The organism is Thermococcus atlanticus, from assembly GCF_054657855.1.
The window spans coordinates 2,020,379-2,040,751 of record NZ_BAAHXX010000001.1; the positions used below are offsets into that span (position 1 = coordinate 2,020,379).

The following is a 20,373-nucleotide window of genomic DNA, read 5'->3' on the forward strand; positions in this document are numbered from 1 at the left end:
TTTTTGATAGAAAAGTTCTGCACCTTTGGTTTAGGTCGTGGTGCTTGATAATCTTAACGAAATACAATGTGGGCTTTGAGAGACCTTCCACCAGTTCAAGTTTGATGTGGCGGTACGTTCAAGTGACGTTTATATTTGTAAAAGCAATGCAGGTGATGAGGTAACTGTAGTGAAGCAACAATGTAAAGTTTTCACTTCCCTGAGCCATTATTGGGTTTATCCCAGCAGCATGGAGGGACATACCAAACCTTTATATATCCGGCACGGGTAGTCTTAAATGGCGGCGGACTAGGCTGGGGGGTTCGGCGTCCCCTGGAACCCGAAACCGTCGATATGCGGGGGCCGAAGTCCGGAGGGCGGCTCCTGAAGCCGCGGGCTGAAGCAGGGGCATAACGATGAGCCCTCGTCCCACGGGGCCGGCGGTGAGCGGGGCGGAGCTGAAGGGCTCCGCTAACGCTCTTTGCCCGCCGAACCCCGCCAGGCCCGGAAGGGAGCAGCGGTAGGCGGGACGTGCGGCGCTCGTGGGGTAGCGGGGGTGAGCGAGCCCCTGTGGATGCCCGCGGTGGATGGTTCCCACCTCCGGACGCGTCCGCCGCCACTAGCAACGGTTCTCTATTCCCCTTCGTGTTCACTTAAAAAGGCAAAAACCTTAATAGCAAACCATCACTCTCACCTCTGAGGTGTCAAGATGGCGAGCCTTGAAGTTGAGCTCTTCGGGATAAGGTTTGAAAACCTGCTCATTCTTGCATCCGGAATAAACGACAAGGTTCCTGAACAGTGGATACGCGCTCATCATGAGGGTGCCGGTGGTGTCGTTACCAAATCCATCGGAATCGAGCCGAGGAAGGGCTATGACAACCCCACAATCGTTGAGCTCCCCTACGGCCTGATAAACGCCATGGGACTGCCAAACCCGGGCTGGAAGGGCTTCCTTGAGATGGTCGAGGGCTATACCTTCAACTTCCCGCTGATAGTCTCTATATTCGGTGGAAGCAGAGAGGAGTTTGCATTCCTGGCTGAGAAGCTGAGCGATGTTGCCGATGCCTTTGAGCTCAACCTCAGCTGTCCCCATGCAAAGGGCTACGGCATGGAAATCGGGCAAAAACCTGAGAACGTCTACGAGGTGGTCAGGGCAGTTAAAGACGCCACGGACAGGCCGGTTATAGCGAAGCTGACCCCCAACACGGACGACATTACGAAGCTCGGCCTCGCCGCTGAAAAGGCCGGTGCAGATGCGGTTTCTGCGATAAACACGCTGAAGGCCATTGCCATAGACGTCTACGCGAGGAGGCCGATACTGAGCAACCGCTTTGGAGGTTACTCCGGGCCCGGAGTGAAGCCTGTTGCTTTGAGGGCGGTCTACGACCTCGCGAGGGCTATTGAAATCCCCGTTATCGGGATAGGGGGAATAACCACCTGGCGGGATGCGGTCGAATTCCTTTTGGCCGGAGCTTCGGCCCTCCAGATAGGAACAGCCGTTTCGCTCCGGGGATGGAAGGTCTTCCGCGAGATAAAAGAGGGCATCAAAGGATACCTCGAAAGCGAGGGCTTTTCGAGCGTGAGGGAGATAGTGGGACTTGCCCTTGGGTGATTTTTCCTCCTCTCTTCTTAGCCAAAAGGACTTTATAGGAGAAAAGCCTACTATACTACGGTGAGTTACTATGCCGATAACGAAGGTCACCCGCAACTACCAGATAACGATTCCTGCTGAGATTAGAAAGGCGCTCGGCATAAAGGAGGGGGAATACCTCAGCGTTGAACTCAGGGGGGAGGAGATAGTCATCAAGAGGGCTGAAATGGAGTGGCCAAGCCTTGACCTTGGCAGGGATTTTACACCCGAGGAGATAGAGACGAACATAAAGAAGGCACTCATGGAGGCTTCCAGATGGGAAGAGTAGCGGTCGTTGACACTAATGCTTTCATTTATTCGGTCAACAGAAGCTCCCGCAGATACGAAGAGGCAAGGGGGCTTATAAGTTCCCTTGACAGAATAGTGTTGCCGACGATTGTGGTGTATGAATTCATATGGAACCTTGCCGCTGCCGGGATTTCTCCTCAAGAGGCAGAAAAAACGCTCTCAAAAATTCTCCTGAATGAAAGGGTTGTCCTCGTGGATGACATGCAATATTTACTTCCCGCCTTTGAGCTCTTTGGAAACCTTGGCCTGAAGCACTACAACGACTCCGTAATCCTCGCCATAGCTAAGGAGGTTGGAACCCTCGCCACCTACGACAAAAAGCTTAGAAACCGTGCCGCGAAGTTGGGTATTAAGCTACTACCGGAGGTGTTGGAATGAAGCGCGCTGTGGTGTTGTTCTCTGGAGGACTCGATTCGACGGCATGCCTCTACTGGGCTAAGGAGAACTACGAAGAGGTCATCATGCTGACGGTAAACTACGGAAGCAACGAGGAGAGAGTTACGAACAGGGTTGCAGAGTTCTTCTCGAAGGAGCTTAACGTCCCGCTGAAAATTGTTAAACTCGACTTCCTTGAGGAGTTCTCAAAGCTGAGGGGGACAACGCTCGTCGGCGGCGAGACGCCGAAGGTTACAGCTGAAGAGATTGAAGATTTCGAGAGAGCAACAGAGACTGCAAAGAGTGTCTGGGTTCCCGCTCGTAATGTCGTGCTGATAAGCTTAGCGGCTTCGCTCCTCGATGCGCTCGGCGGGGGTGATATAATAGTCGGCTTCAACGCCGAGGAGGGGGCAACTTTTCCGGACAACACTCCAGAGTTTGTCGAAAAGATGAACGAGATGCTGAAATATGGAACAATGGCCGGGGTGAAGGTCGTCGCACCGCTCATAGACCTCGACAAGAAGGGCATAGCGAGGCTTTTGAAGGAGATGAATGCCAAATACGAGTACTCGAACTCCTGCTATATGCCAAAGGGCTTCACAAGGGATGGAAAGCCCATACACTGCGGCGAGTGCGAGAGCTGCGTCAGGAGGCACCGCGGACTTATGGAGGCAATTGGAGAGGACAGGACGGTTTATGAGGTGGAGCCGAAAGTTTGATGGATACCGCAAGATTTATAAATCTGGTCTCTACCCTATCCATTGGGCACGGGGCGGTAGCTCAGCCTGGGAGAGCGCCGGACTGAAGATCCGGGTGTCGGGGGTTCAAATCCCCCTCGCCCCACCATTCTCTCAAAGCGGTGGTAGTCTAGCCTGGTCTAGGACACCGGCCTTCCAAGCCGGTGACCCGGGTTCGAATCCCGGCCACCGCACCAGAAACTTTTCTGCCGGCTGGAGGACACGGCGAAAAGGCCAAATCCGGATACAGGATACAGGAGAAAATAAAGGTCGGACAGAATAAATGGAGGCATCAGGACTTCCTGATGTGGGCCTTGTTTACGTGCCTTACATAGTCCCTGCTCTTCTTAAAGACCAACCCGCACCTCGGACAGCGGAAGTAGACCTCTCCATCCCTGTCCTCAATTTTTATGGCCCTGAGCATCGCCATCCCCTCCACCTCCGTTGGAGATTCGAGGATTGATTTTTAAGATTTTTCCCGGACATGGCGTATCAAGAGTTGGTGCTGTTTTGTTTGATGCTTTACTGAAGTTTTTGCACCCTCAGAGAAAAACCGCCTGAAGGGCTAACCGCATAACTCAACCATCACTAATTTCAGACGCGCCCTCCTGGACATGCCACATCCCCATCGAGGCCAGGGTGTCTCCGCCGGAGGGGAGTTGAAGCTGATGAAACCCAAGTCCGTCGTGAGAATTGGCTTGATGAGGAGGGCTTTCCCAAAAACTCACGACGGACAGACCCCACAACATCAGACCCAGATTCTGTTGCCCTTAACCTTGAGGTATCCAAGGGTCTGCAGCTCCTTGAGGAAGTCCTCTATGGCCTCTTCATCAAAATAAAGGTTTATTTTTTCCCTCCTGCCTTCAACGACGATCGGCTCCCTCGAAAGCAGCGCTTCAATTAGCTCGTTCTTCTTCCTCTTCTCCTCCGCCAGTTCAAGTATCACATCAGCCAGCACCGACTTGGCTATTCCAACAAAAAGGGCATCTACAAGGGATTCCTCGGTTACGTAGCCCTCCGCGATATCAACCGCCTTCTGTATGAGCTCCTTTTCAATTTCCATCACTTCAACGTAGTAGTGCTTCATCAGCGTGAATTCGGCCACGAGCCCTGCATTGGCTTCCCTCTCGAACTCCTCCAGGTCATCTATATCCTCCAGGGAAAACCTGAGTTCAAGAACCAGCTCATCAAGTTCCGGCTTTTTAATGAGCCTGAGCTTTTCCCCGTTTTCGATGTATCCTCCTTCAATGAGCGCCGTCAGAACCACAAGCCTGTTGATATCGGCTTCATCAAACAGCTCTTCCACATTCTTCTCCTCCCCTTGCTCCCACTTTGAGAGAATTGCATCGAAAGCCTGACGCACCTCCTCAAGCTTATCCCAGATGAAGGGGTATCTCTCCGCCGTTTCGACGAGTTCATAATAGCGTTCCCTGATGACCAGAAAATGCTGCACCTCCCACTCCACTTCCTCCTTTGTTTTGTTCATTATGCCCGCCCTGCTCAGCTCCCTTGAAAGCTCTATCATATCCTCCCTGGTAAGCACTTCAAATCTCATATCCTCACCATAAGAAGAGAGGAGAAAGTTGTTATAAACCTTGGTTCTCATCAGATGTTGAGAGTTGCTTTTGAGGGAATTTACTTTTGAGAGAGTGCTCGCATGAAAACATTCAAAACAAACAAAATGAACAACTCAAAACATGATGGAAATATGTCTGACCTCCTTCCCGCCTTAGCTGAGGGTTCCAGCGAATTAACCCCTCGCCAGTGACGGGGAGGTTTGAGGGGTTCTCATCAGAGAACCCGTTAAAACGGGTTCTTCGAACCCCTCCGGCCCGGTCTCAGGCCAGTTACCCCTACCCGCCAGAGCAGGCAGGCTCGGGGTTATCGTTTTAACCTTGCGCAAAATGTTGAAAGCACCAACCAAATCAGCGTTCATAACAACACCCTCCCTGCGGCACTTGAATAAACCTCTAACAAAGCGAGCGTTAGAATGCCGCTGGCCGCAGAGAGGGCAAAGCTGTGAAGTGAAAGCCTCATCAACAACCTCAACCAGAATACCATACTCCTCAGCAACTGCCTTCAAGCGTTTGATAACATAATTAAACCTCCACACGTGAGAAAGCAGAAAATTCTGCTTTTTACCCTTATCGGAATTCCGAGCAATCCCCTTAGGGTAACCAACGACAATCTTAGAAACACCAAGCTCATAAAGCCTTCTAACAGTCTGTCTAACCGCCGTATTAATGTAGTGTTTAGCCTGAATTTTTGCTTTATTGTGCATTCTCTTAAGCTTCCTGCTAGTTTTAGCTCTCGATTTATTGAGTTTGGACTGGTAGTCCGCTATTCTCTTCCTCCAGTAAAAGTCGATACTCTTTACTGGCCTTCCATTGACCAGAAAACTTTCTCCATTCTCAACATAAATGGCCATTAAGTTGTTTACTCCCAAGTCAATTCCAGCAGAAAGGCTTCCTTTTGGAGTTCTCGGGAGTGCAACCCACTCCCCACTCTCAAGTTTCTCCTCAACCGTAAGGCTGATGTGAGCGTACCACTTCCGCTTAACTTCATCATAAGTGATTTCCAACCTGCTTTGCTTGCCTTTTAAGTGAATTCTCCCCTTGAACTGGATTTTGAGCCTGCCAAATTTTCCGAGCCTCCTCAACTCGATGACGTTTCCCATAATTTTATACTGGTCGTTCCGGAGTGGAATTATGAAGAGTTTCCGCCCGTTATTCTCCCTGATGAACTTTGGCGGTTTTGGCTTGAACCACTCCGGCAGTTCTCCGTTCTTTTTCTTTTTATTGAGCTGGAAAAACTCCTCCAGCTTTCAGAATTCTTTCTCCCCAATTGCTGGACTGTTGAGCCGCCAATCCAGTTCCTAAACTCGTGGTAAGCTTCCTTTTCCGTCCTGTTGAAGTCTATTTTCCCGAATTCCTTGAATTGTTTGAGCCTTTCATAGTTCAGCCTGTTCCAGATTATGGCTGTAGCGTGAGCTAATTCGAAAAGGATTTCTTCTTGAGCTTTTGAGGGTTGAAGTTTAACCGTTACTGAACGCTTCATTTCAATGTATGGTACAGATTTTAAGCTTTAAAAGAGTGTTGCTTTCCTGCTTAATGGCCAGTTTGAAGAACATCGTACCCCACCCTAAAGGGCAGGGCTTGCAAAAGAAAAATGTCATAAATCTTTCATGCCCAGAAGGAGGAGCTTCTTCAGGGGCTTGTTGGCAAGTTTCTCAGAGGTTTCCACAATCTCCGCCTTAAGCTCCGGGGAGCGCCTTATGTAGAGGTAGAGTGCATAAGCCATCATCTTTGAATCCCCCTCATTGACTCCCTCAATTGCCCTCGCAAGCTCCCTGTTCTCCAGAAGGGAATCCGCAAGCTCAACAAGCTTCGCCTCATCCCCCCTCTCCAGCGCCTCCTTCAGGGGGGTGTAGAACAGCCTGATCACCATTCTGGCCCATCTCTCCCTCGACTCGATTCCCTCTGTCGCCCTCTCCCCCCTGTTCGTCCACAGTATGTATGCAACCGGTGCGAGAAATATCAGGATGAAAAACAGGCCGTACCGCAGGACAGGGAGGTTCGCGGCCACAGGCAGTCTGTTCCTGATGCCGATGAGAAAGAGCAGTCCCGCAACCATCCACACAACCGCAAAGAGAAGATAATAGAGGGAGTAAGAACCCGCCTTCCTGAGGACTTCCTCTCCCTTCAGGCTCCTCTCCATTCTCCGCATGCTCAGCTCGGCCAGCTCTATCTCGGCTTCCAGCCGCTTTATTCTCCGGTCTATCTCATCGAGTACCTCTTTCATGTCCTTCCGCCTCTAAAATCAGACGGGCAATCTTCTCGCTCACCACATCGAGGATTGCCTCCCCCTTCTCCCCAGTCGCTCCCCTTGGATCATCGTTGACCCCATCCGGGAACAGCTCAAGCCCCATGTCCTTTCTGATGACCCTGACCTTTGAGGTTCTCCTCTCCCCAGCAGCCTTCTCCATCTTAACCAGCTCCGGCTTTATGGCCAGAATCACGGAGGTTTCGTCCTCCCCCGCATGCCCCTGCGATGAGCAGATGCTCAGTATGTCCTCCCTGAAGTCGACCCACCAGTTTATGAGCCACACCTCAACCCCGTACCTTTCAGCAACCTCCTCAGCGGCTTCGATTAGAGGGTGGTAGTTCCCCCCATGCCCGTTCAGCAGGATTATCCTCCCGAAGCCCTCCTCGGCGAATTCACCCGCGACATCACGCACATATCTCCTGAGCGTATCTGCCTTCACGTTTATGGTGCCGGGGAAGACGTTGAGAACAAAGCTGTGCCCGTACCATATGGGCGGCGCTATTAGAATTTCCACCCCCCTCTCCTTCAGTTTTGCCTCAACTCTCTCCGCTATCTCCACGGGTGCAAAAACATCCGTGCCGAGGGGCAGGTGCCTGCCGTGTGCCTCGACGCTTCCTATCGGAAGAATCACTGTGCTTATGCTCTTCCTGACTTCACCAAACTCCTTCCAGGTCAGGTCTTCCATGCGCATTTCAATCCCCGTTGGATTTTGAGAGGATATCCTCATAAGTTTTTTCTATCCTTTCCGTCACCCTGTCCCACGAGTATTTCTCCTCAACTGCCTTTCTGCCGTTGGCTCCGAAACGCGCCCTGAGGCCATCGTCCAGAAGGAGCTTCTGAATAGCATTCCTCAGCTCAAGCTCATTGCCGGGCGGAACGAGCACACCGCTCTCGCTCTCCCTCACGATCTCGGGGATTCCTCCGACGTCTGTTGCAACGACGGGCACACCCGAGGCCATAGCTTCGAGTATCACAATCCCAAAGGCCTCCGCCGTTACCGAAGGGAGAACGAAGACATCCGCCATCCCGAAAAGTTTCGGCAGCATCCCACTCTCCACATAGCCCAAAAACCTGACCCTGTCCTCTATCCTCAGGAACTTTGCCTGTGCCTTCAGGAAGGGCAGCATCTCCCCAGAGCCCACCATGATGAGGACAGCATCTTCGATACCCGAGAACGCGTTGAGCAGAACATGCGGCCCCTTTCGGTAGCTCATCCTGCTGACGTACAGCACAACCCTTCCCTCAACACCGAATTCCTCCTTGATTTTCTCCCTGTTCCGAACCGGCCTGAAGATTCCGTCATCAACCCCATTGGGTATAATCTCTATGGGAGTATCCGTGAAGTGCTCTATGAAAGCTTTAGCCGCCTTGCTGACCGCTATTATCCTGTGGGGATATCTGAGGTATTTGCTGAACAGGGGAAACGTTAAGCCCAGAGCCTCCCAGAGCCTCGACTCATGGGCAAACGAGATGCTGTGTGTCGTGAGCACCGTCGCCTTCCCCATCCTCCTGCCGGCCTTTGCGGCTTTCAGCGCAAGCGGTGTGAATGCGTGATGGGAGTGTATTACGTCGAAGTCCTTCAGAAACTCATTGAGCTCCCTCGTGGATTTGAGGCTGTATGTGATGTTCACATCGAGGATGGGACTCACAACTCCCGGAATCCTGAGCAGGTTAATACCCTCCTCCCCCAGCTCCCCCCTGCTGTTGGTGACGATGGTGATCTCATGTCCCCTCTCCCTGAGCTTCAGCGCCAGGTGATGCATGTGCGTCGCCACACCCCCGATTTTGGGATAATACCAGTCGCTAACGAGGGCTATCCTCATCCCTGCTCACCATCCTGTAAACCACCTTGTAGAATACCACTGCCCCGAACACCGAATATGCATACTGGAAAAGGAACTTATACACAAACGCCGTTACGGCGGCTTTTGTCGAGGCTCCTATGCCCAGAACAAGTCCAAACTCATTTGCCCCAAAGCCACCGGGTATGCCGCTTGCCGAGGCAAATAACAGGCTCATCACAAAACCATAAATCGCGCGCCGCATCGGGATATGAATGCCGAATGCCTCCCCAACCACCGTTATGGAAAATATCTGAAGAAACAGAATGATAACTGAAAGGATAAACGAGACAAAAAAGATAAGCCTGTTCCGTTTCGCCATCCTCCATCCGATGTATGTCCTCTTTAGATAATCCCTGAGCGGTGCTGCAACCCTTTTAGCCCCTCGAATCTCCATAAATCTTAAAGGATAATCCAGAATTTTATATACCCACTCCTCCCTCAGGAGGAGCAGGAGAATCAGACAGAGCCACAGGATGCTGGATTTCATAAAGCCCTCAAAAACGAGGGCGAACAGGACGATTACCAGAACCTCAAGGCTCATTCCAACTGCGAGGGCGGAGAGGGCCTTGAAATAGTCTCCCCCCACAAGTCTGACCTTTATCATGTGCCCGATGGTCTGTGGCAGGATTGTTATGAGGTAATAGCCGCTTATTGAAGCCAGCAGTGTCCTTTTAAAGCTGGTTTTTTGCACCTCTTTCAGAAAGAGATACCATCTCACGGTGGATAGGAGGAAGGCTGAAACCGACAGCATAAAGGCCACGAGAAGGTATTCCGGGGATGCCCCCCTGATGTCCAGAAGGAGCTCTTCAGCATCTATATTGCTGTAGAGGTAGGCGATTGAAATTATGAGGGCTGCAACGCTCAGCAGTCGTCTTTTTTTCATCTCATGCACCCAGCAGCATCTTTACCGCATGCAGCGCTAAAAGAGACACCATCATGCCATCAAGCGTCCTGTAGCTCACCCTAACACCGGCAATCATTCCAAGGGCTCCGAAAGGCGTGCTGAAGCTCATGAGGACTATCGCTATTGAGATGCCAGAGAACGCCATGACGAGCCTTTCCGAGGTTTCCCTCCCTATGAGTATGGGCGTTGTTCTCAGGCCCGCAGCGAGGTCGCTCTCGTAGTCTTCAAGATGGTTCCTCAGCTCCAGTGCAAAGGAGTAGATGAGAATTGCCAGACTGATTGCAAGCTCATATCGACTGAGCACGCCGTCGGAATACGCCCCGTAGATGAATGGCATCATGCCGAAGAACATCCCGTGGGATACTACATCCAGCACCGGCCGTGCCTTCAGCCTTGGAGGGGCCGAGTAGAGGGTAGCCAGGAATACCATTGAGACGTATATGATTAGCTCACCCCTGCCGAGGAGCGAGGCGAGCAGAATCCCCGAGATTGCCAGCGCTGCGGAGAAAACAGCCCCTGCCCTGAAGCTGAGCTCACCGCTGGCTATCGGGTTTTTATCCCGCTTCCTCGGGTTCAGAATATCGGTGTCGACATCAAAGCAGTTGTTAATCGAGAATGCATAGGCGACATAGAGAAGGAGTGAGATAAGGATTAAAGGGATGCTTTTGAAATCCGGAAGATTCCTGACGTTCATGAGAAGGCCAAGGACTCCCATGCCGATGAACGACCTTCCGTCAGCTATCCTCGTGTTTCTGAACGCTGCTCGTAACATAGCACCACCACTGGACATCTTCTGAAACGTTTATAAGCCTTTTCACAAAAATGTGAAGAGGTATGAAGAAAAATCTTCATAGGGAGGGGAAAGCCTCAAGCAGCTCTCTGACATACCTGGGCATCTGGAAGAGCGTTTCATGTCTTTCGGGGTCGTAGTATTTTAGCTCAAGGCCTTCCGCCCTGCTCAGGTCGACCCTCGTGAAGTCCACATCCCCCTTAACCCCGACCAGAAAGCTCCACGGGGATGCATATCCTATGACTGGAAAGCTGAAGTAGTAAACCCTGTCAAACACCCTGCTCATTTCCCTGTATGCACCGAGGAGCTCCTCTGTAAAGAGATAGACACTGCCGGCCTGGGTTACCATTAAACCTCTCCCGTTCAGAGCGTTATACACATCCCTGTAGAACCCCTCGGAGAAGAGCATCTTCGCCGGGCCCACGGGGTCTGTTGAGTCTATGATTATCACATCAAACTTCTCCCCGGCATTCCTGAGATATTCAACCCCGTCTCCGACAATGACCTCAGCCCTCGGATCCTCAAACGCTCCCCTGTCAATGTTAAGATAGCGCCGGGAGACGTCTATGACGGCATCATCAATCTCAACCATCACGGCCTTTTCCACAGTTCCGTGCTTCAGAACCTCCCTGAGGGTTCCGCCGTCGCCTCCCCCGATGATGAGAACCCGCTCCGGATTGGGGTGGGCGAGCATGACAGGGTGAACAAGGGGTTCGTGGTAGCTCTCCTCACCCCTCTCAACCAGCTGAACGGTGCCGTCGAGGACGAGGAGCTTTCCAAACCCCTCCGTTTCGTACAGCTCAAGCCTCTGGTATCTGGTCTGAATCTCAAGGAGTCTCGCCTTAACCTTAAAGCCAACACCGTAACCGCGGGGATACCACTCGATGAAAGCATTCTCCTCATCGCTGAATCCCATGAGCATCACCTGTTGGGAAGAAAAGAGGGGGAGCTTAAAAACTTCACCATCACCCCGGGCGTGTCTAAAAGTTGAGTTGGTGTAGTGGCTTACTTGAAGTTTTTGCATCGTTAGAGTGCATCTTCTGAAAAGTTTACCCCCTAACCATACAAACATCAACAATCTTAGACACGCCCCCATCACTCCTGAAGGGCAGGGCTCCAATCAGGGATTCTCCACATAAAGTTGGGGAGAAGAGAGCTAAAAACCCTGTGATGGAAAATATCACCTGAAGAGCAGACCCCTGTCGACTTTAACCAGGGCAGGCCGTTTGCACCTGAGCTCCCTGATTATGAACTCGCTCGCCTTCAGGGGCATCGTGTGATCCCCGCAGGTGTAGACGTCAACTGAGGCGTAGCCATGCTCCGGCCATGTGTGAATTGTTATGTGGCTCTCAGAAACGATAACGGCCCCGGAAACGCCCTGCGGGGAGAATTTGTGAAAACGCTTATCAATAATTGTGGCATTTGCCAGCTCGGCGGCTTCAGTCAGAATTCTCTCTATTTCCTCCATATCGTCCAAAACAGCCGGATCGCATTCGTAGAGGTCGAGGATAACGTGCATTCCGAGAGGACTTTCCACACCCTTCATCGTCCTCACCCTCCATATGCTCACCTCCCATTAGCTCAGTACGGGAACATCACAACGACAGCCAAAGCGGCGACAGGTTTATCCCGGACAACAGCCTCAGCCGAAGCGACCTTAAACTCCCTGAGCTTCCATCCTCTAACCCTGAAGCCCTCCTCCACCATTCTGCGCACCATCTCCTCGGCCTCTTCCCTGCTGCAGTATCCGGAGTACTCGTATATAAGGCCGCCCTCGTTTCCCTCGCTGATTCCAACTCCCAAAGCAGCGCTTATCGTTGAACCCGGCTCGTCACTCTCTATGTGTGCGTAGACCGTCGGGAGGAGCATGCCGATTGGGACGTCATGCACCTCATCCATCCACTCTATGTGTGCTGGAATGACGCTGCTGAGCTTGACGAGGTTAACATTGCCAATACCGAGCTTTAGCAGGGCGTTGTCAAAGGCATTTAACTTTGTCCCGCCTTCAGCAGATGCCGCTCCGAGGAATGCCCGTTTGGGCGTAGTCCAGCTCATCTCTCACAACCTCCGCTCTGGAGTGTTATTAACTCCCCAATTTTGATTTGGTATGTGATAATCCCGAAATTTCCAATTCAATTAGTCGCTACTCGATGGATTGCTTATAAAGCTTTCGGATTTTGACCAAATCGAAAATGGCCTGTTTTTCAGGGCCCGGGGCAAAAATAAAGGAGAAAAGGCCGGTTAAATCATTGAATCTCAATGTTCTGTCTTTCGTTAAGATAGGATATCATGCGGCCGATTGTTGCGGAGATGAATATTCCCATTATGCTCGCAAGGGAAGCGAGGGCATACATGTGCGCGCTCAGGATTCCATGCTCATAACCGAGCTCCCCAACGAGCAGGCCGAGGACGCCAAAGCTCGCTATTCCCGTGGCCCTGACTACCGAACTTCTGAAATCATCCTTCCACACGAAAAGGGTCGTCAGGAGCACCCTCACCATGTAAATCAGAACGAAGAAATACACCACATCGCGGGAGAACTCGGTCTCAAAGTTGATGCCCCTCCAGGCAAAGAATATCGGGGCAAAGATGCCGTAGGTTATGCCTGATATTATTGTGCGGAGCCTTTCGAACTGCTTTGTTCCCACGAGGTCGCTGTGGAGGAGCAAACCTGCAAGGAAACCCCCAATGCTAAAGTGGAGGCCTATTTCCTCGCTTATCAGTGCCAGGGATGTAGAGAGTATCATGAACACCCCAAACACGGCCTCGTCGCTCCTGAGCTTTCTAAGCGCCCGGATTATCTGAACCTTGTGCTGTATGCCTATGACATAGTTGAGCCCGAGAACCACCCCGAGGAAGAGGATATCCTTGACGAATTCGAGGAAAAGCCCTGCGTAGCTCAGATGGTGAAGCTCGAAGTTTATGAGGAGGTAGAGGATTACGAGGCTCCCGACCTCGCTTATAACCGCATAGGAGAGGGCAACATGAAGGAACTCCTTCCCGAAGAACCTTGCGAGGGTTATCACTATCGGGGCGGATGCCACAGACAGTATTGCCGCGACCACTAAGCTGTCATATGAGAGGGAATAGCCTGTAAAAGGCAGCGTCACAAAAAGCATGACAGCATAGGTTACAACATATATAGGAAAGCTTTTCCTGCCCCCGAGCCTGACCTCCTCCGGTGTGAGCTCCAGTCCTGAGTATATCATGAGGAAGAAGATGCCGAACTGGGCCAGAAGGCTCATCTCGCTCCGGGGGAGGTTTGTCAGGGCCACACCGAGGATCAAACCCGCTGAAATCTCCCCGAGAAAACCGGGATACCCCATCCTTTCAAATACCTCCGCCAGTATCCTCCCGAATGCAATGATTATGAAAACATAGCCTATCACATCCACCTGATTGCCCTCCTGAGTGCCGGTGTAACAGTAATACTGCGGCACAAACCTTAATTACCTTTTCTCCAAATCCCATTTATGAGGCACTATGAAATCATCAGGGTGAAGGAGAGGGGCAGGATTGAGATTCCGCCGGATTATGCATATGAGGTGGGCCTGCTGGAGGGAGCATACTTTCTCGTTGAGATAGACACCGACCTGAAGGAGATGCACCTTGAGAGAATTGCCCTGCCCGGGAAAAAGCTTGTGGAGATAGAGCTCGTTGTTCTCGACAAACCCGGAGTCCTTGCGAAGATAAGCGATGTTCTCGGGAGAAACAGGGTCAACATACTGTTTAACGAGGCCGAAGAGCTTGAGCACATAGGATTTGCCGCCATAATCGCCGTTGTTGATATAAGCGGGGCCGGTGTTGGTATAGAGGAGCTTGAGGAGGAGCTTTCGGGGATTGAGGAGGTTAAGGAGGTATCACTGAAGCCCCTGTATTAACATCATCCCGAGCACAAAGAGGAAGAATAGCATCATCTGCATGTTGACCTCCCTCCCGAATTCTCCAGCGAGCGTGAGATGCAGGGTTTTTTCCAGAATTCCGGTTTTCCTGATGAGCATGAACACAACCGAGGTTAAAAGGAGGAGCATCCAGTCAGCGGGGTTTAGCGATGGGCTCAGATAAATGCCGGAGATCAGTGTCAACAGCCCGAGAATCAACGAAACCGGAGCTTTCACGCTCCCCCTTTTTCCGGGGCCCGCAAGGTGGTAGTTGAGCTTGATTATGTATAGCATGGTGCCTGCGGTAGCGGCGTAAAGGAGAGGAACCCCAGGCCATGAGAGGCCGGACAGTATGAGCTTTTTACCGTAGGCCGTTATGAACGGTGAAATTCCCGGAAGTGCAAGGCTCAGAAGCAGCAAAGCCGCCATAACCCCCCTGTTACCCCTGTAGCTGAGCTCCCTCATGTTTTTCGTGCCCTGAGCATCCGCCAGCGAGCCCACACTCAGGAATAGACCTCCCTTAAAGAGCATGTGGGCGAGGGAGTAGTATATGGCCCCGTAAATGCTGCCGGTCGAAAGTCCGAGGAGGATGTAGCCAAGCTGGGAGACCGTGGAGTATGCGAGGAGCCTCTTCGCATTGATCTGGAACAGAGCCCCTGCGATTCCCCCGAATATCGAGAGGAACGCAACGACCGTGAGGGCATTTCTCATCACAGGGCCCACGGGGAGTGCATAAAACAGCAGCAGCATTCCGTAGACCGGAACCTTGACCACCACACCGGAGAGCAGGGCACTCGCTGGGGTTGATGCTCTGGAATGGGCATCAGGGAGCCAGAAGTGAAGGGGAAATATTCCCGCCTTCAGGAGGAGCGCGGAGAACGCCATCCCGACAGCTGTGATGATTTCCCTCGAAGGCCTTGCAGTCTGTCTTATAAGCTCCAGATTCAGATAGCCAGTTTTCAAATATATAATGCCCGTTGCAAAGATGAACAGATATGAAGCGGTGAGGGAAAACACCAGATACCTGAAAGCGGCTTTTCTTGCCCCCTCCTCATCCGAAAGAGCCGTCAGGATGAACGCACACACGGAGGCTATCTCCATGTATATGTAGTAGTTGAAGAGGTCGCGGCTTATGAAAGCTCCAAGGACGCCCGCCTCCATCAGCAGGATGACCGAATATTCCTTTCCCGTGCGGAAATGGCCGGCTGAGTAAATGGAAACCGCGGAGAACAGTATCAGCGCTCCCAGAATAAAATAGAAATTGTAGCCGTTCAGGGCGACCTCAATGCCCCCCGCCCTTGTCCAGCCCCCAACTATTTCATCCACAGGCGTGCCTTTGTACGAAACCAGCAGAACCGGCCAGGGCAAGAGAGACCCCGAGATGTAAAGGAGAGGGACCATTCCGGCCCGGATTCTCCGTGATCTTATGACCGTATCCACCAGCACGGTCATGAACGCAAACAGCAGCGGAACTGCAACGAGAACCGGAATCACGCCTCTTCCCTCCCCATTCTCAGTATTATGGTCAGCGCCAGGGCCGTTATGGCGACATCAACCACGAGGGTGGTGAGCATCAGGGCTGCAGGGAGAGGGTCAACAACACTTCTTCCGGGCATTATCGGAGCGCTCGCCCCTTCAATATAACCCGTGCCGACGAAGAACAGAACCAGCCCGACCGAAACTATGTTTACCGAAAGGACTATCTTTATTAAATTCCTCTTGCTCATCAGCCCGTAGAACCCCACTAACATGATGATTATCCCGGTCATTTCGGCCTCAATCACTCTCAACCCACCTCAGCATGACGTAGAAGACCATCACAAAGGCCGCCCCGACTTTCAGACCCACGCCTATGTTGAAGAGAACCACTGTCCCCCCGCTCCACCAGCCTTTAAGGAAGTTGTAGAAAAAGCCTCCGAAGAGCATTCCCGCCAGTCCGAGCAGAACCAGTCCGAGAGCTGAAACTCCCTCTATCGCTCCCACCTCCCTCATCTTAAACCTCTTCTTGACGCTCCTGTATCCCTGGGAGACTATCAGCAGCACAACGCTGACCGCAAGTATTACACCGGCCTGAAAGCCGCCTCCCGGACTCATCTGGCCATAAATCATCAGATAGGCAGCATATGCCACAAGAAATGGGCTCATCAGTTTCGTCGTTGTTCTCACGACCAGACTCATCTTCACTTTTTCTTCCCTCCCAAAAGGAGATACACCCCTGTAACCGCCGTGAACAGGAGTGTGGCCTCTCCAAGGCTGTCATATGCCCTCCAGTCGGCGACTATGGCCGTTACAAGATTGGGAACCCCCACATCACGCCAGCTGGATACATAGTAGGAATAGCTGCCGAAACCGCTCCGTGAGTAGTCCAGCTGGAGGAGAAGCAGCGCCAGTGCAAGGGCGATTATCATCGCGGCTATCCTCTCCCTGACTCCCACTTCCTCACCTCCCCTATGGCGAAGAGAAAGAGGCCAACCACAACGGCCCCCACAACTACTGCCGAGAGCGCAACATCCGGGGCATTGAGCTGAAAGAGAACTATGGTGAATGCCAGCCCGAGGAGGATGTACTCAATAACCGCATTAACGAGGTTTTTTTCCTCCACAACAGCCACTGAAAGGACTATCATGAGGAGCAGGAGGAGCTCATGGATTATCCCAGGCATACATATCCACCACGACTTTCGGTTTTATGCCGTATTTGTAGGCCCCCCTCGCTATCGCGTGGGAAACCATCGGGTTGATTAGCGCTATGAGGAACGCCAGAACCAGAAACTTGAGCTTTATAAGGCTCGGAGCGCTGGTCATCAATGCAAGGGCTATCAGTATGGTCATTGCCCCACCTGTATCGCATTTTGTAGCGGCATGAAGTCTCGTGTAAACATCCGGAAAGCGGAGTATTCCGAGGGCTCCAAAAACCATTATGGCCTCCCCAAAGGCAAGCAGAAGGTACTCAATCAATGGCCCCACCCCTCTCAAGATATTTGGCAAATATCAGACCCCCAACAGAGTTGACCATCAGGAGGACTATCGCCAGGTCAAGGAGGTAGTACTCCCCCCGGACAACCGCGAAGATTGCGAGCATGACCACCGCCTTGGTTGTTATGGTATTAACCCCGACTATCCTGTCCGGCGTCGTCGGGCCAAAGAGCACCCTGTACGTGAGGAGCAGGCTGGTGAGCGTGAGCACCATCACCGCTCCCGTCAGGATGGTTCCTTCATTCATCCCTCATCCCTCACCCCTCCGCTACCAGAAGATTTTCTTCAGCCATTCCTCAATATCCCCCTTTATCTTCTCTCCAGCATCCTCCCTGTTGAGCGTTTCGACATCAATCCAGTGGACATAGAGATATGTCTCCCCGAGCTTCCTTTTAACATCAAGGGTTAGTGTCCCCGGGGTCAGGGTTATTGAGTTGGCAAGAACCGCTATTCCGGTGTCCGAGTTCAAATCGGTTTCTATCTTGACTATCCCCGGATTTATGTCCATGAATATGACGTTCCTTGCAACCTTTACGCTGCTCTCCAGAATTCTGAACATCATGATTATGGCAAGCTGGGGAGCGTAAATCAGAAGAAAATACAGGGCCTTCTGGAGCACGCTGCCTTTTGGCCTTATATCCTTTGTTAGCATATCCCTCATGAAGGAGGAGATTATAAGGGTCGTGATGGCCCCTATGAGGAGGTTGCCCGGGGCTGTGCTCCCGCTCACTATCAGCCAGAAGGGAAACAGGACGCCCCAGGTGAGTGCTATCCTTTCCCACACGGGTATTTTCTGGGCTCTGTACTGCTCATAGAGAACCCTCTTCCTCACATCCTCAAGGCGCTCCTTAAGGTAGAAGTGCATCCGGCTCATATTCCTATTATTGATTCCAGATGTTATAACAGTTTTGAGGCCTATGTTGGCAGGCACACCGAGGCATCCGGGGAGGAAAGGTTTAAATGTTTTTTAGGCGTAAAATCCTCGGTGGTTCTCATGATCGAAGTCGGAGAGTATAAGGTTGAGGAAGGTCTTTATTATACGAAAGACCATGAATGGGCGAAAGTTCTTGAGGACGGAACAGTCCTTGTCGGAATAAGCGACTACGCCCAGAAGGAGCTCGGGGACATAGCATACGTGGAACTCCCGGAGGTCGGGGCAGCGTTCAAGAAAGGGGAAGTTCTCTGTGAAGTGGAGAGCGTTAAGGCAGTAAGCGAGGTCTATGCACCCGTGAGCGGCGAGGTCGTGGAGGTCAACGGAGAGCTTGAAGATTCGCCAGAGCTCATCAACGAAGAGCCATATGAGAACTGGATCGCCAAGCTCAAGCCGGAAAACCTTGAGGAAGAGCTCAAGGAGCTCATGGATGCCAAGGCCTATGCGGAATACCTTGAGACGCTCTGAGCTTTCTCCCCACTCTTTCTCTTGGGGGTGATTTCATGAAGGTTCTCAAGGAATGGGACGTTAAGGTCAAGCTCGTGAGAACCCGGAGGGGTGCCATTCTCCACATGATAGAGCTTGAGCCGGGCCACTTCTACATCGAACAGAACCCCCTCAAGGATTCAAAGTACGGTGTGGCCTACAGAAAAATTAAGGAGAGCTTCCCCGAGTTCTACATGTTCTGGGAGATCAAAAACAACCGCTACACCGGGAAGCTTTTGGCAGGGGCCTTCCTTGAGAAGAAGGAGATAGACGATTTCATAACCCTCATCGGCCAGAGCGAGGATTACAAGAAGTTTGAACACGTCCTTGAGGAAATAGAGGAAGTTGAAAAGGAGTGAGCTCCGCTCTCTTTTTTCATCACCTACATTGCGGTATCAGATACCCTAGAGGTCTTCATCGCTCGTTGTATGTTTCTCCAGGGGAGTTAAAAACCCAGCGGCTCGGCCGGTATGTGCATCATCACGCCGCTGCGCGAAGCGCAGCTTCAGCTATCGTGAGGCTCGTCATCGCCGGTAGTCACCTCCACCTACTCCCTGATAAACATCACGAAACCCTTATAACTTCTGCCCCAGTAGTTAACTACTGGGGTGGTAGTTGTGTACTTTGACATCAGACCAAAGAGAAAACGGGAAGATTTGTACGACAGAGAAGTGGAGCTGAAGGAGTTTGAAAAGTCAATTATGTCCAGTAATCCCCTCACAGTCATCACCGGTATAAGAAGGCTTGGAAAGACTTCTCTGCTAGTGGTGGGTCTCAACGAACTGGGGGTCCCTTACGTTCTCGTAGATTTCCGGGGTGTCAACCCCAACTCACGCATGGACGTGTACAAAAGAATAGAAAGCTCCCTCAATGGATTCTTTCGCAAAAACCGTAACCTCTGGGAGGAGATTAAAACCGAGCTCAAAAACATAGCCGGCCTTAGGGTTCTGAGCCTCGGAGTGAGCTTTTCCTGGAAAGAGGAGAGAACCGACCTCATAGCACTCTTTCGTGAGCTGGAAAAGTACGACGTTGTCCTAGCTTTTGATGAGGTTCAGTACCTCCGCGGGCCGGTCGGGAGCGAGTTTGCCGGATTAATTGCCCACCTGTACGACTACTCCGACCTCAGAATGGTCATGACGGGTTCAGAGGTGGGCCTGCTCCACGACTACCTTGGAGTTGATGACCCCAAGGCTCCCCTCTACGGCAGGTACTTCCATGAAATTTCCCTGGGGAGATTCACGCCCGAACAGAGCAGAGAGTTCCTCCAGAAAGGCTTTGAGCAGGTGGGATTAACACCCCCGGACGAGCTCATAAGCCTCGCCGTTGAGAGGCTCGATGGAATAGTGGGCTGGCTGGTTCTCTTCGGCAGGAAAGCCATGGAAAAAGGGCTCTCCGAGAAGCTGGTTGACGAGGTTTTTGAGGAAGCGAATGCCCTTGCGATGGATGAATTCGAGAACTTTCTCTCAAAGAGACCCGCCGCGAGGAACCGGTACGTCGAGATAATGAAGGCCGTCGCCTATGGCAAAAGAACGTGGGAGGAGATAAAGGAACACCTCGAAAGGAATGAGGGAAAAAGTATAGCGGACAGTGTACTAGCGAGGCTTTTAAAGGCCCTCGTTGATTCCTCGTTCCTTGAGAAGGTTAGGGATGGCAGAAACGTCCGCTACCACATTCCCGATCCAATACTGGAGGCGTGCTTCCGTTGAT

At 51.9% G+C, this 20,373-nt stretch carries 27 protein-coding genes, 2 tRNA genes, 1 other RNA gene and 1 pseudogene; 11 read left to right on the plus strand and 20 right to left on the minus strand.

The window, feature by feature from the left end:
• Positions 1-281: 281 nt before the first annotated feature.
• The 7 genes from ffs (at position 282) to ACYQ27_RS10995 (ending at position 3,227) form a co-directional block, all read left to right on the plus strand.
• Positions 282-595: signal recognition particle sRNA (gene ffs, locus ACYQ27_RS10965), an RNA gene on the plus strand.
• A 93-nt stretch (positions 596-688) separates the two neighbouring features.
• The gene (locus ACYQ27_RS10970) at positions 689-1,591 is read left to right on the plus strand and encodes a dihydroorotate dehydrogenase (protein WP_460041636.1); all 903 of its coding nucleotides are present in this window, start codon (positions 689-691) and stop codon (positions 1,589-1,591) included.
• 70 nt (positions 1,592-1,661) lie between these two features.
• The gene (locus tag ACYQ27_RS10975) at positions 1,662-1,898 is read left to right on the plus strand and encodes an AbrB/MazE/SpoVT family DNA-binding domain-containing protein (RefSeq protein ID WP_456396194.1); all 237 of its coding nucleotides are present in this window, start codon (positions 1,662-1,664) and stop codon (positions 1,896-1,898) included.
• Positions 1,886-2,296, plus strand: a complete 411-nt coding sequence (locus ACYQ27_RS10980; protein ID WP_460041637.1) for a PIN domain-containing protein — start codon at positions 1,886-1,888, stop codon at positions 2,294-2,296. Before ACYQ27_RS10975 ends, ACYQ27_RS10980 begins: the two co-directional genes overlap by 13 nt.
• A complete protein-coding gene (queC, locus tag ACYQ27_RS10985; protein ID WP_460041638.1) occupies positions 2,293-3,012 on the plus strand; it encodes a 7-cyano-7-deazaguanine synthase QueC in 720 nt (239 codons plus the stop codon). Before ACYQ27_RS10980 ends, queC begins: the two co-directional genes overlap by 4 nt.
• A gap of 50 nt (positions 3,013-3,062) precedes the next feature.
• Positions 3,063-3,139: transfer RNA gene (locus tag ACYQ27_RS10990), tRNA-Phe, on the plus strand.
• Between the two features lie 10 nt (positions 3,140-3,149).
• A tRNA-Gly gene (locus ACYQ27_RS10995) sits at positions 3,150-3,227 on the plus strand.
• 95 nt (positions 3,228-3,322) lie between these two features.
• Here the strand turns inward: ACYQ27_RS10995 and ACYQ27_RS11000 are convergent.
• The 12 genes and pseudogenes from ACYQ27_RS11000 to ACYQ27_RS11055 all read right to left on the minus strand — a co-directional run bounded on the left by ACYQ27_RS11000 (position 3,323) and on the right by ACYQ27_RS11055 (position 13,833).
• A complete protein-coding gene (locus ACYQ27_RS11000) occupies positions 3,323-3,460 on the minus strand; it encodes a nucleotide-binding protein (protein WP_460041639.1) in 138 nt (45 codons plus the stop codon).
• A 318-nt stretch (positions 3,461-3,778) separates the two neighbouring features.
• Positions 3,779-4,585: a hypothetical protein gene (locus tag ACYQ27_RS11005; RefSeq protein ID WP_456452328.1), complete on the minus strand. Its 807-nt coding sequence runs from the start codon at positions 4,583-4,585 to the stop codon at positions 3,779-3,781.
• 195 nt (positions 4,586-4,780) lie between these two features.
• A pseudogene (locus ACYQ27_RS11010) lies at positions 4,781-6,087 on the minus strand (RNA-guided endonuclease InsQ/TnpB family protein).
• 114 nt (positions 6,088-6,201) lie between these two features.
• A complete protein-coding gene (locus ACYQ27_RS11015; protein WP_456453237.1) occupies positions 6,202-6,831 on the minus strand; it encodes a hypothetical protein in 630 nt (209 codons plus the stop codon).
• Positions 6,812-7,546: a creatininase family protein gene (locus tag ACYQ27_RS11020; RefSeq protein WP_456453235.1), complete on the minus strand. Its 735-nt coding sequence runs from the start codon at positions 7,544-7,546 to the stop codon at positions 6,812-6,814. The genes ACYQ27_RS11015 and ACYQ27_RS11020 overlap by 20 nt, the downstream gene beginning before the upstream one ends.
• A 1-nt stretch (position 7,547) precedes the next feature.
• The gene (locus ACYQ27_RS11025; RefSeq protein ID WP_456453233.1) at positions 7,548-8,678 is read right to left on the minus strand and encodes a glycosyltransferase family 4 protein; all 1,131 of its coding nucleotides are present in this window, start codon (positions 8,676-8,678) and stop codon (positions 7,548-7,550) included.
• On the minus strand, positions 8,659-9,582 hold the full coding sequence (locus tag ACYQ27_RS11030; protein ID WP_460041640.1) for a lysylphosphatidylglycerol synthase transmembrane domain-containing protein: 924 nt from the start codon (positions 9,580-9,582) through the stop codon (positions 8,659-8,661). The genes ACYQ27_RS11025 and ACYQ27_RS11030 overlap by 20 nt, the downstream gene beginning before the upstream one ends.
• A 1-nt stretch (position 9,583) precedes the next feature.
• Positions 9,584-10,375: a UbiA prenyltransferase family protein gene (locus tag ACYQ27_RS11035; RefSeq protein ID WP_456453229.1), complete on the minus strand. Its 792-nt coding sequence runs from the start codon at positions 10,373-10,375 to the stop codon at positions 9,584-9,586.
• 76 nt (positions 10,376-10,451) lie between these two features.
• Positions 10,452-11,309: a polyamine aminopropyltransferase gene (speE, locus tag ACYQ27_RS11040; protein ID WP_460041872.1), complete on the minus strand. Its 858-nt coding sequence runs from the start codon at positions 11,307-11,309 to the stop codon at positions 10,452-10,454.
• Between the two features lie 264 nt (positions 11,310-11,573).
• Positions 11,574-11,939 carry an adenosylmethionine decarboxylase gene (gene speD / locus ACYQ27_RS11045; protein WP_456396184.1) on the minus strand — a complete coding sequence of 122 codons (366 nt, stop codon included), beginning with the start codon at positions 11,937-11,939 and terminating at the stop codon, positions 11,574-11,576.
• 35 nt (positions 11,940-11,974) lie between these two features.
• On the minus strand, positions 11,975-12,448 hold the full coding sequence (locus ACYQ27_RS11050; protein WP_456396183.1) for a pyruvoyl-dependent arginine decarboxylase: 474 nt from the start codon (positions 12,446-12,448) through the stop codon (positions 11,975-11,977).
• Between the two features lie 191 nt (positions 12,449-12,639).
• Positions 12,640-13,833, minus strand: a complete 1,194-nt coding sequence (locus ACYQ27_RS11055) for a cation:proton antiporter (protein ID WP_456453227.1) — start codon at positions 13,831-13,833, stop codon at positions 12,640-12,642.
• A gap of 33 nt (positions 13,834-13,866) precedes the next feature.
• Here ACYQ27_RS11055 and ACYQ27_RS11060 point away from each other — a divergent pair, with 33 nt between their 5' ends.
• Positions 13,867-14,274 (plus strand): ACT domain-containing protein, encoded by a 408-nt coding sequence (locus ACYQ27_RS11060; RefSeq protein WP_456396182.1) that lies wholly within the window; start codon positions 13,867-13,869, stop codon positions 14,272-14,274.
• Here the strand turns inward: ACYQ27_RS11060 and ACYQ27_RS11065 are convergent.
• Genes ACYQ27_RS11065 through ACYQ27_RS11100 form a run of 8 tightly spaced genes read right to left on the minus strand, consistent with a single transcriptional unit; the run spans position 14,254 to position 18,123 of the window.
• Positions 14,254-15,768 carry a proton-conducting transporter transmembrane domain-containing protein gene (locus tag ACYQ27_RS11065; protein ID WP_456453225.1) on the minus strand — a complete coding sequence of 505 codons (1,515 nt, stop codon included), beginning with the start codon at positions 15,766-15,768 and terminating at the stop codon, positions 14,254-14,256. The two genes, ACYQ27_RS11060 and ACYQ27_RS11065, sit on opposite strands and share 21 nt — an antisense overlap.
• Positions 15,765-16,058: a cation:proton antiporter subunit C gene (locus tag ACYQ27_RS11070; protein WP_456396180.1), complete on the minus strand. Its 294-nt coding sequence runs from the start codon at positions 16,056-16,058 to the stop codon at positions 15,765-15,767. Before ACYQ27_RS11070 ends, ACYQ27_RS11065 begins: the two co-directional genes overlap by 4 nt.
• Entirely contained in the window at positions 16,051-16,458 is a 408-nt protein-coding gene (locus tag ACYQ27_RS11075) for a Na(+)/H(+) antiporter subunit B (RefSeq protein WP_456453223.1), read from the minus strand. The genes ACYQ27_RS11070 and ACYQ27_RS11075 overlap by 8 nt, the downstream gene beginning before the upstream one ends.
• Entirely contained in the window at positions 16,455-16,682 is a 228-nt protein-coding gene (locus tag ACYQ27_RS11080) for a hypothetical protein (RefSeq protein ID WP_456453239.1), read from the minus strand. The genes ACYQ27_RS11075 and ACYQ27_RS11080 overlap by 4 nt, the downstream gene beginning before the upstream one ends.
• 5 nt (positions 16,683-16,687) lie before the next feature.
• A complete protein-coding gene (locus tag ACYQ27_RS11085; protein WP_456396178.1) occupies positions 16,688-16,936 on the minus strand; it encodes a hydrogenase subunit MbhD domain-containing protein in 249 nt (82 codons plus the stop codon).
• Complete coding sequence (gene mnhG, locus ACYQ27_RS11090) at positions 16,917-17,231, minus strand: monovalent cation/H(+) antiporter subunit G (protein ID WP_456396177.1); 315 nt, start codon at positions 17,229-17,231, stop codon at positions 16,917-16,919. Before mnhG ends, ACYQ27_RS11085 begins: the two co-directional genes overlap by 20 nt.
• Positions 17,224-17,496: a monovalent cation/H+ antiporter complex subunit F gene (locus ACYQ27_RS11095; RefSeq protein WP_456396176.1), complete on the minus strand. Its 273-nt coding sequence runs from the start codon at positions 17,494-17,496 to the stop codon at positions 17,224-17,226. Before ACYQ27_RS11095 ends, mnhG begins: the two co-directional genes overlap by 8 nt.
• Positions 17,497-17,517: 21 nt before the next feature.
• Positions 17,518-18,123: a Na+/H+ antiporter subunit E gene (locus ACYQ27_RS11100; RefSeq protein ID WP_456396175.1), complete on the minus strand. Its 606-nt coding sequence runs from the start codon at positions 18,121-18,123 to the stop codon at positions 17,518-17,520.
• Between the two features lie 120 nt (positions 18,124-18,243).
• Here ACYQ27_RS11100 and gcvH point away from each other — a divergent pair, with 120 nt between their 5' ends.
• From gcvH to ACYQ27_RS11115, 3 genes are all read left to right on the plus strand, one after another.
• A complete protein-coding gene (gene gcvH / locus ACYQ27_RS11105) occupies positions 18,244-18,648 on the plus strand; it encodes a glycine cleavage system protein GcvH (RefSeq protein WP_456396247.1) in 405 nt (134 codons plus the stop codon).
• 35 nt (positions 18,649-18,683) lie between these two features.
• Positions 18,684-19,025 carry a DUF7132 family protein gene (locus ACYQ27_RS11110; protein WP_456396174.1) on the plus strand — a complete coding sequence of 114 codons (342 nt, stop codon included), beginning with the start codon at positions 18,684-18,686 and terminating at the stop codon, positions 19,023-19,025.
• Positions 19,026-19,274: 249 nt separating this feature from the next.
• Entirely contained in the window at positions 19,275-20,372 is a 1,098-nt protein-coding gene (locus tag ACYQ27_RS11115) for an AAA family ATPase (protein ID WP_456453219.1), read from the plus strand.
• Position 20,373 lies beyond the last annotated feature (1 nt).

Excerpts from the sequence above, each read along its gene's own strand:
- ACYQ27_RS11015 (WP_456453237.1), bottom strand. The coding sequence starts at position 6,831 with ATGAAAGAGGTACTCGATGAGATAGACCGGAGAATAAAGCGGCTGGAA.
- ACYQ27_RS11095 (WP_456396176.1), bottom strand. The coding sequence starts at position 17,496 with ATGAATGAAGGAACCATCCTGACGGGAGCGGTGATGGTGCTCACGCTC.
- ACYQ27_RS11000 (WP_460041639.1), bottom strand. The coding sequence starts at position 3,460 with ATGGCGATGCTCAGGGCCATAAAAATTGAGGACAGGGATGGAGAGGTC.
- ACYQ27_RS11020 (WP_456453235.1), bottom strand. The coding sequence starts at position 7,546 with ATGCGCATGGAAGACCTGACCTGGAAGGAGTTTGGTGAAGTCAGGAAG.
- queC (WP_460041638.1), top strand. The coding sequence starts at position 2,293 with ATGAAGCGCGCTGTGGTGTTGTTCTCTGGAGGACTCGATTCGACGGCA.
- ACYQ27_RS11030 (WP_460041640.1), bottom strand. The coding sequence starts at position 9,582 with ATGAAAAAAAGACGACTGCTGAGCGTTGCAGCCCTCATAATTTCAATC.
- ACYQ27_RS11060 (WP_456396182.1), top strand. The coding sequence starts at position 13,867 with ATGAGGCACTATGAAATCATCAGGGTGAAGGAGAGGGGCAGGATTGAG.
- gcvH (WP_456396247.1), top strand. The coding sequence starts at position 18,244 with ATGATCGAAGTCGGAGAGTATAAGGTTGAGGAAGGTCTTTATTATACG.
- ACYQ27_RS11035 (WP_456453229.1), bottom strand. The coding sequence starts at position 10,375 with ATGTTACGAGCAGCGTTCAGAAACACGAGGATAGCTGACGGAAGGTCG.
- ACYQ27_RS11050 (WP_456396183.1), bottom strand. The coding sequence starts at position 12,448 with ATGAGCTGGACTACGCCCAAACGGGCATTCCTCGGAGCGGCATCTGCT.
- ACYQ27_RS11005 (WP_456452328.1), bottom strand. The coding sequence starts at position 4,585 with ATGAGATTTGAAGTGCTTACCAGGGAGGATATGATAGAGCTTTCAAGG.
- ACYQ27_RS11025 (WP_456453233.1), bottom strand. The coding sequence starts at position 8,678 with ATGAGGATAGCCCTCGTTAGCGACTGGTATTATCCCAAAATCGGGGGT.
- speD (WP_456396184.1), bottom strand. The coding sequence starts at position 11,939 with ATGAAGGGTGTGGAAAGTCCTCTCGGAATGCACGTTATCCTCGACCTC.
- ACYQ27_RS11085 (WP_456396178.1), bottom strand. The coding sequence starts at position 16,936 with ATGCCTGGGATAATCCATGAGCTCCTCCTGCTCCTCATGATAGTCCTT.
- speE (WP_460041872.1), bottom strand. The coding sequence starts at position 11,309 with ATGGGATTCAGCGATGAGGAGAATGCTTTCATCGAGTGGTATCCCCGC.
- ACYQ27_RS11100 (WP_456396175.1), bottom strand. The coding sequence starts at position 18,123 with ATGAGCCGGATGCACTTCTACCTTAAGGAGCGCCTTGAGGATGTGAGG.
- ACYQ27_RS10970 (WP_460041636.1), top strand. The coding sequence starts at position 689 with ATGGCGAGCCTTGAAGTTGAGCTCTTCGGGATAAGGTTTGAAAACCTG.
- ACYQ27_RS10975 (WP_456396194.1), top strand. The coding sequence starts at position 1,662 with ATGCCGATAACGAAGGTCACCCGCAACTACCAGATAACGATTCCTGCT.
- ACYQ27_RS10980 (WP_460041637.1), top strand. The coding sequence starts at position 1,886 with ATGGGAAGAGTAGCGGTCGTTGACACTAATGCTTTCATTTATTCGGTC.
- ACYQ27_RS11110 (WP_456396174.1), top strand. The coding sequence starts at position 18,684 with ATGAAGGTTCTCAAGGAATGGGACGTTAAGGTCAAGCTCGTGAGAACC.
- ACYQ27_RS11080 (WP_456453239.1), bottom strand. The coding sequence starts at position 16,682 with ATGATAATCGCCCTTGCACTGGCGCTGCTTCTCCTCCAGCTGGACTAC.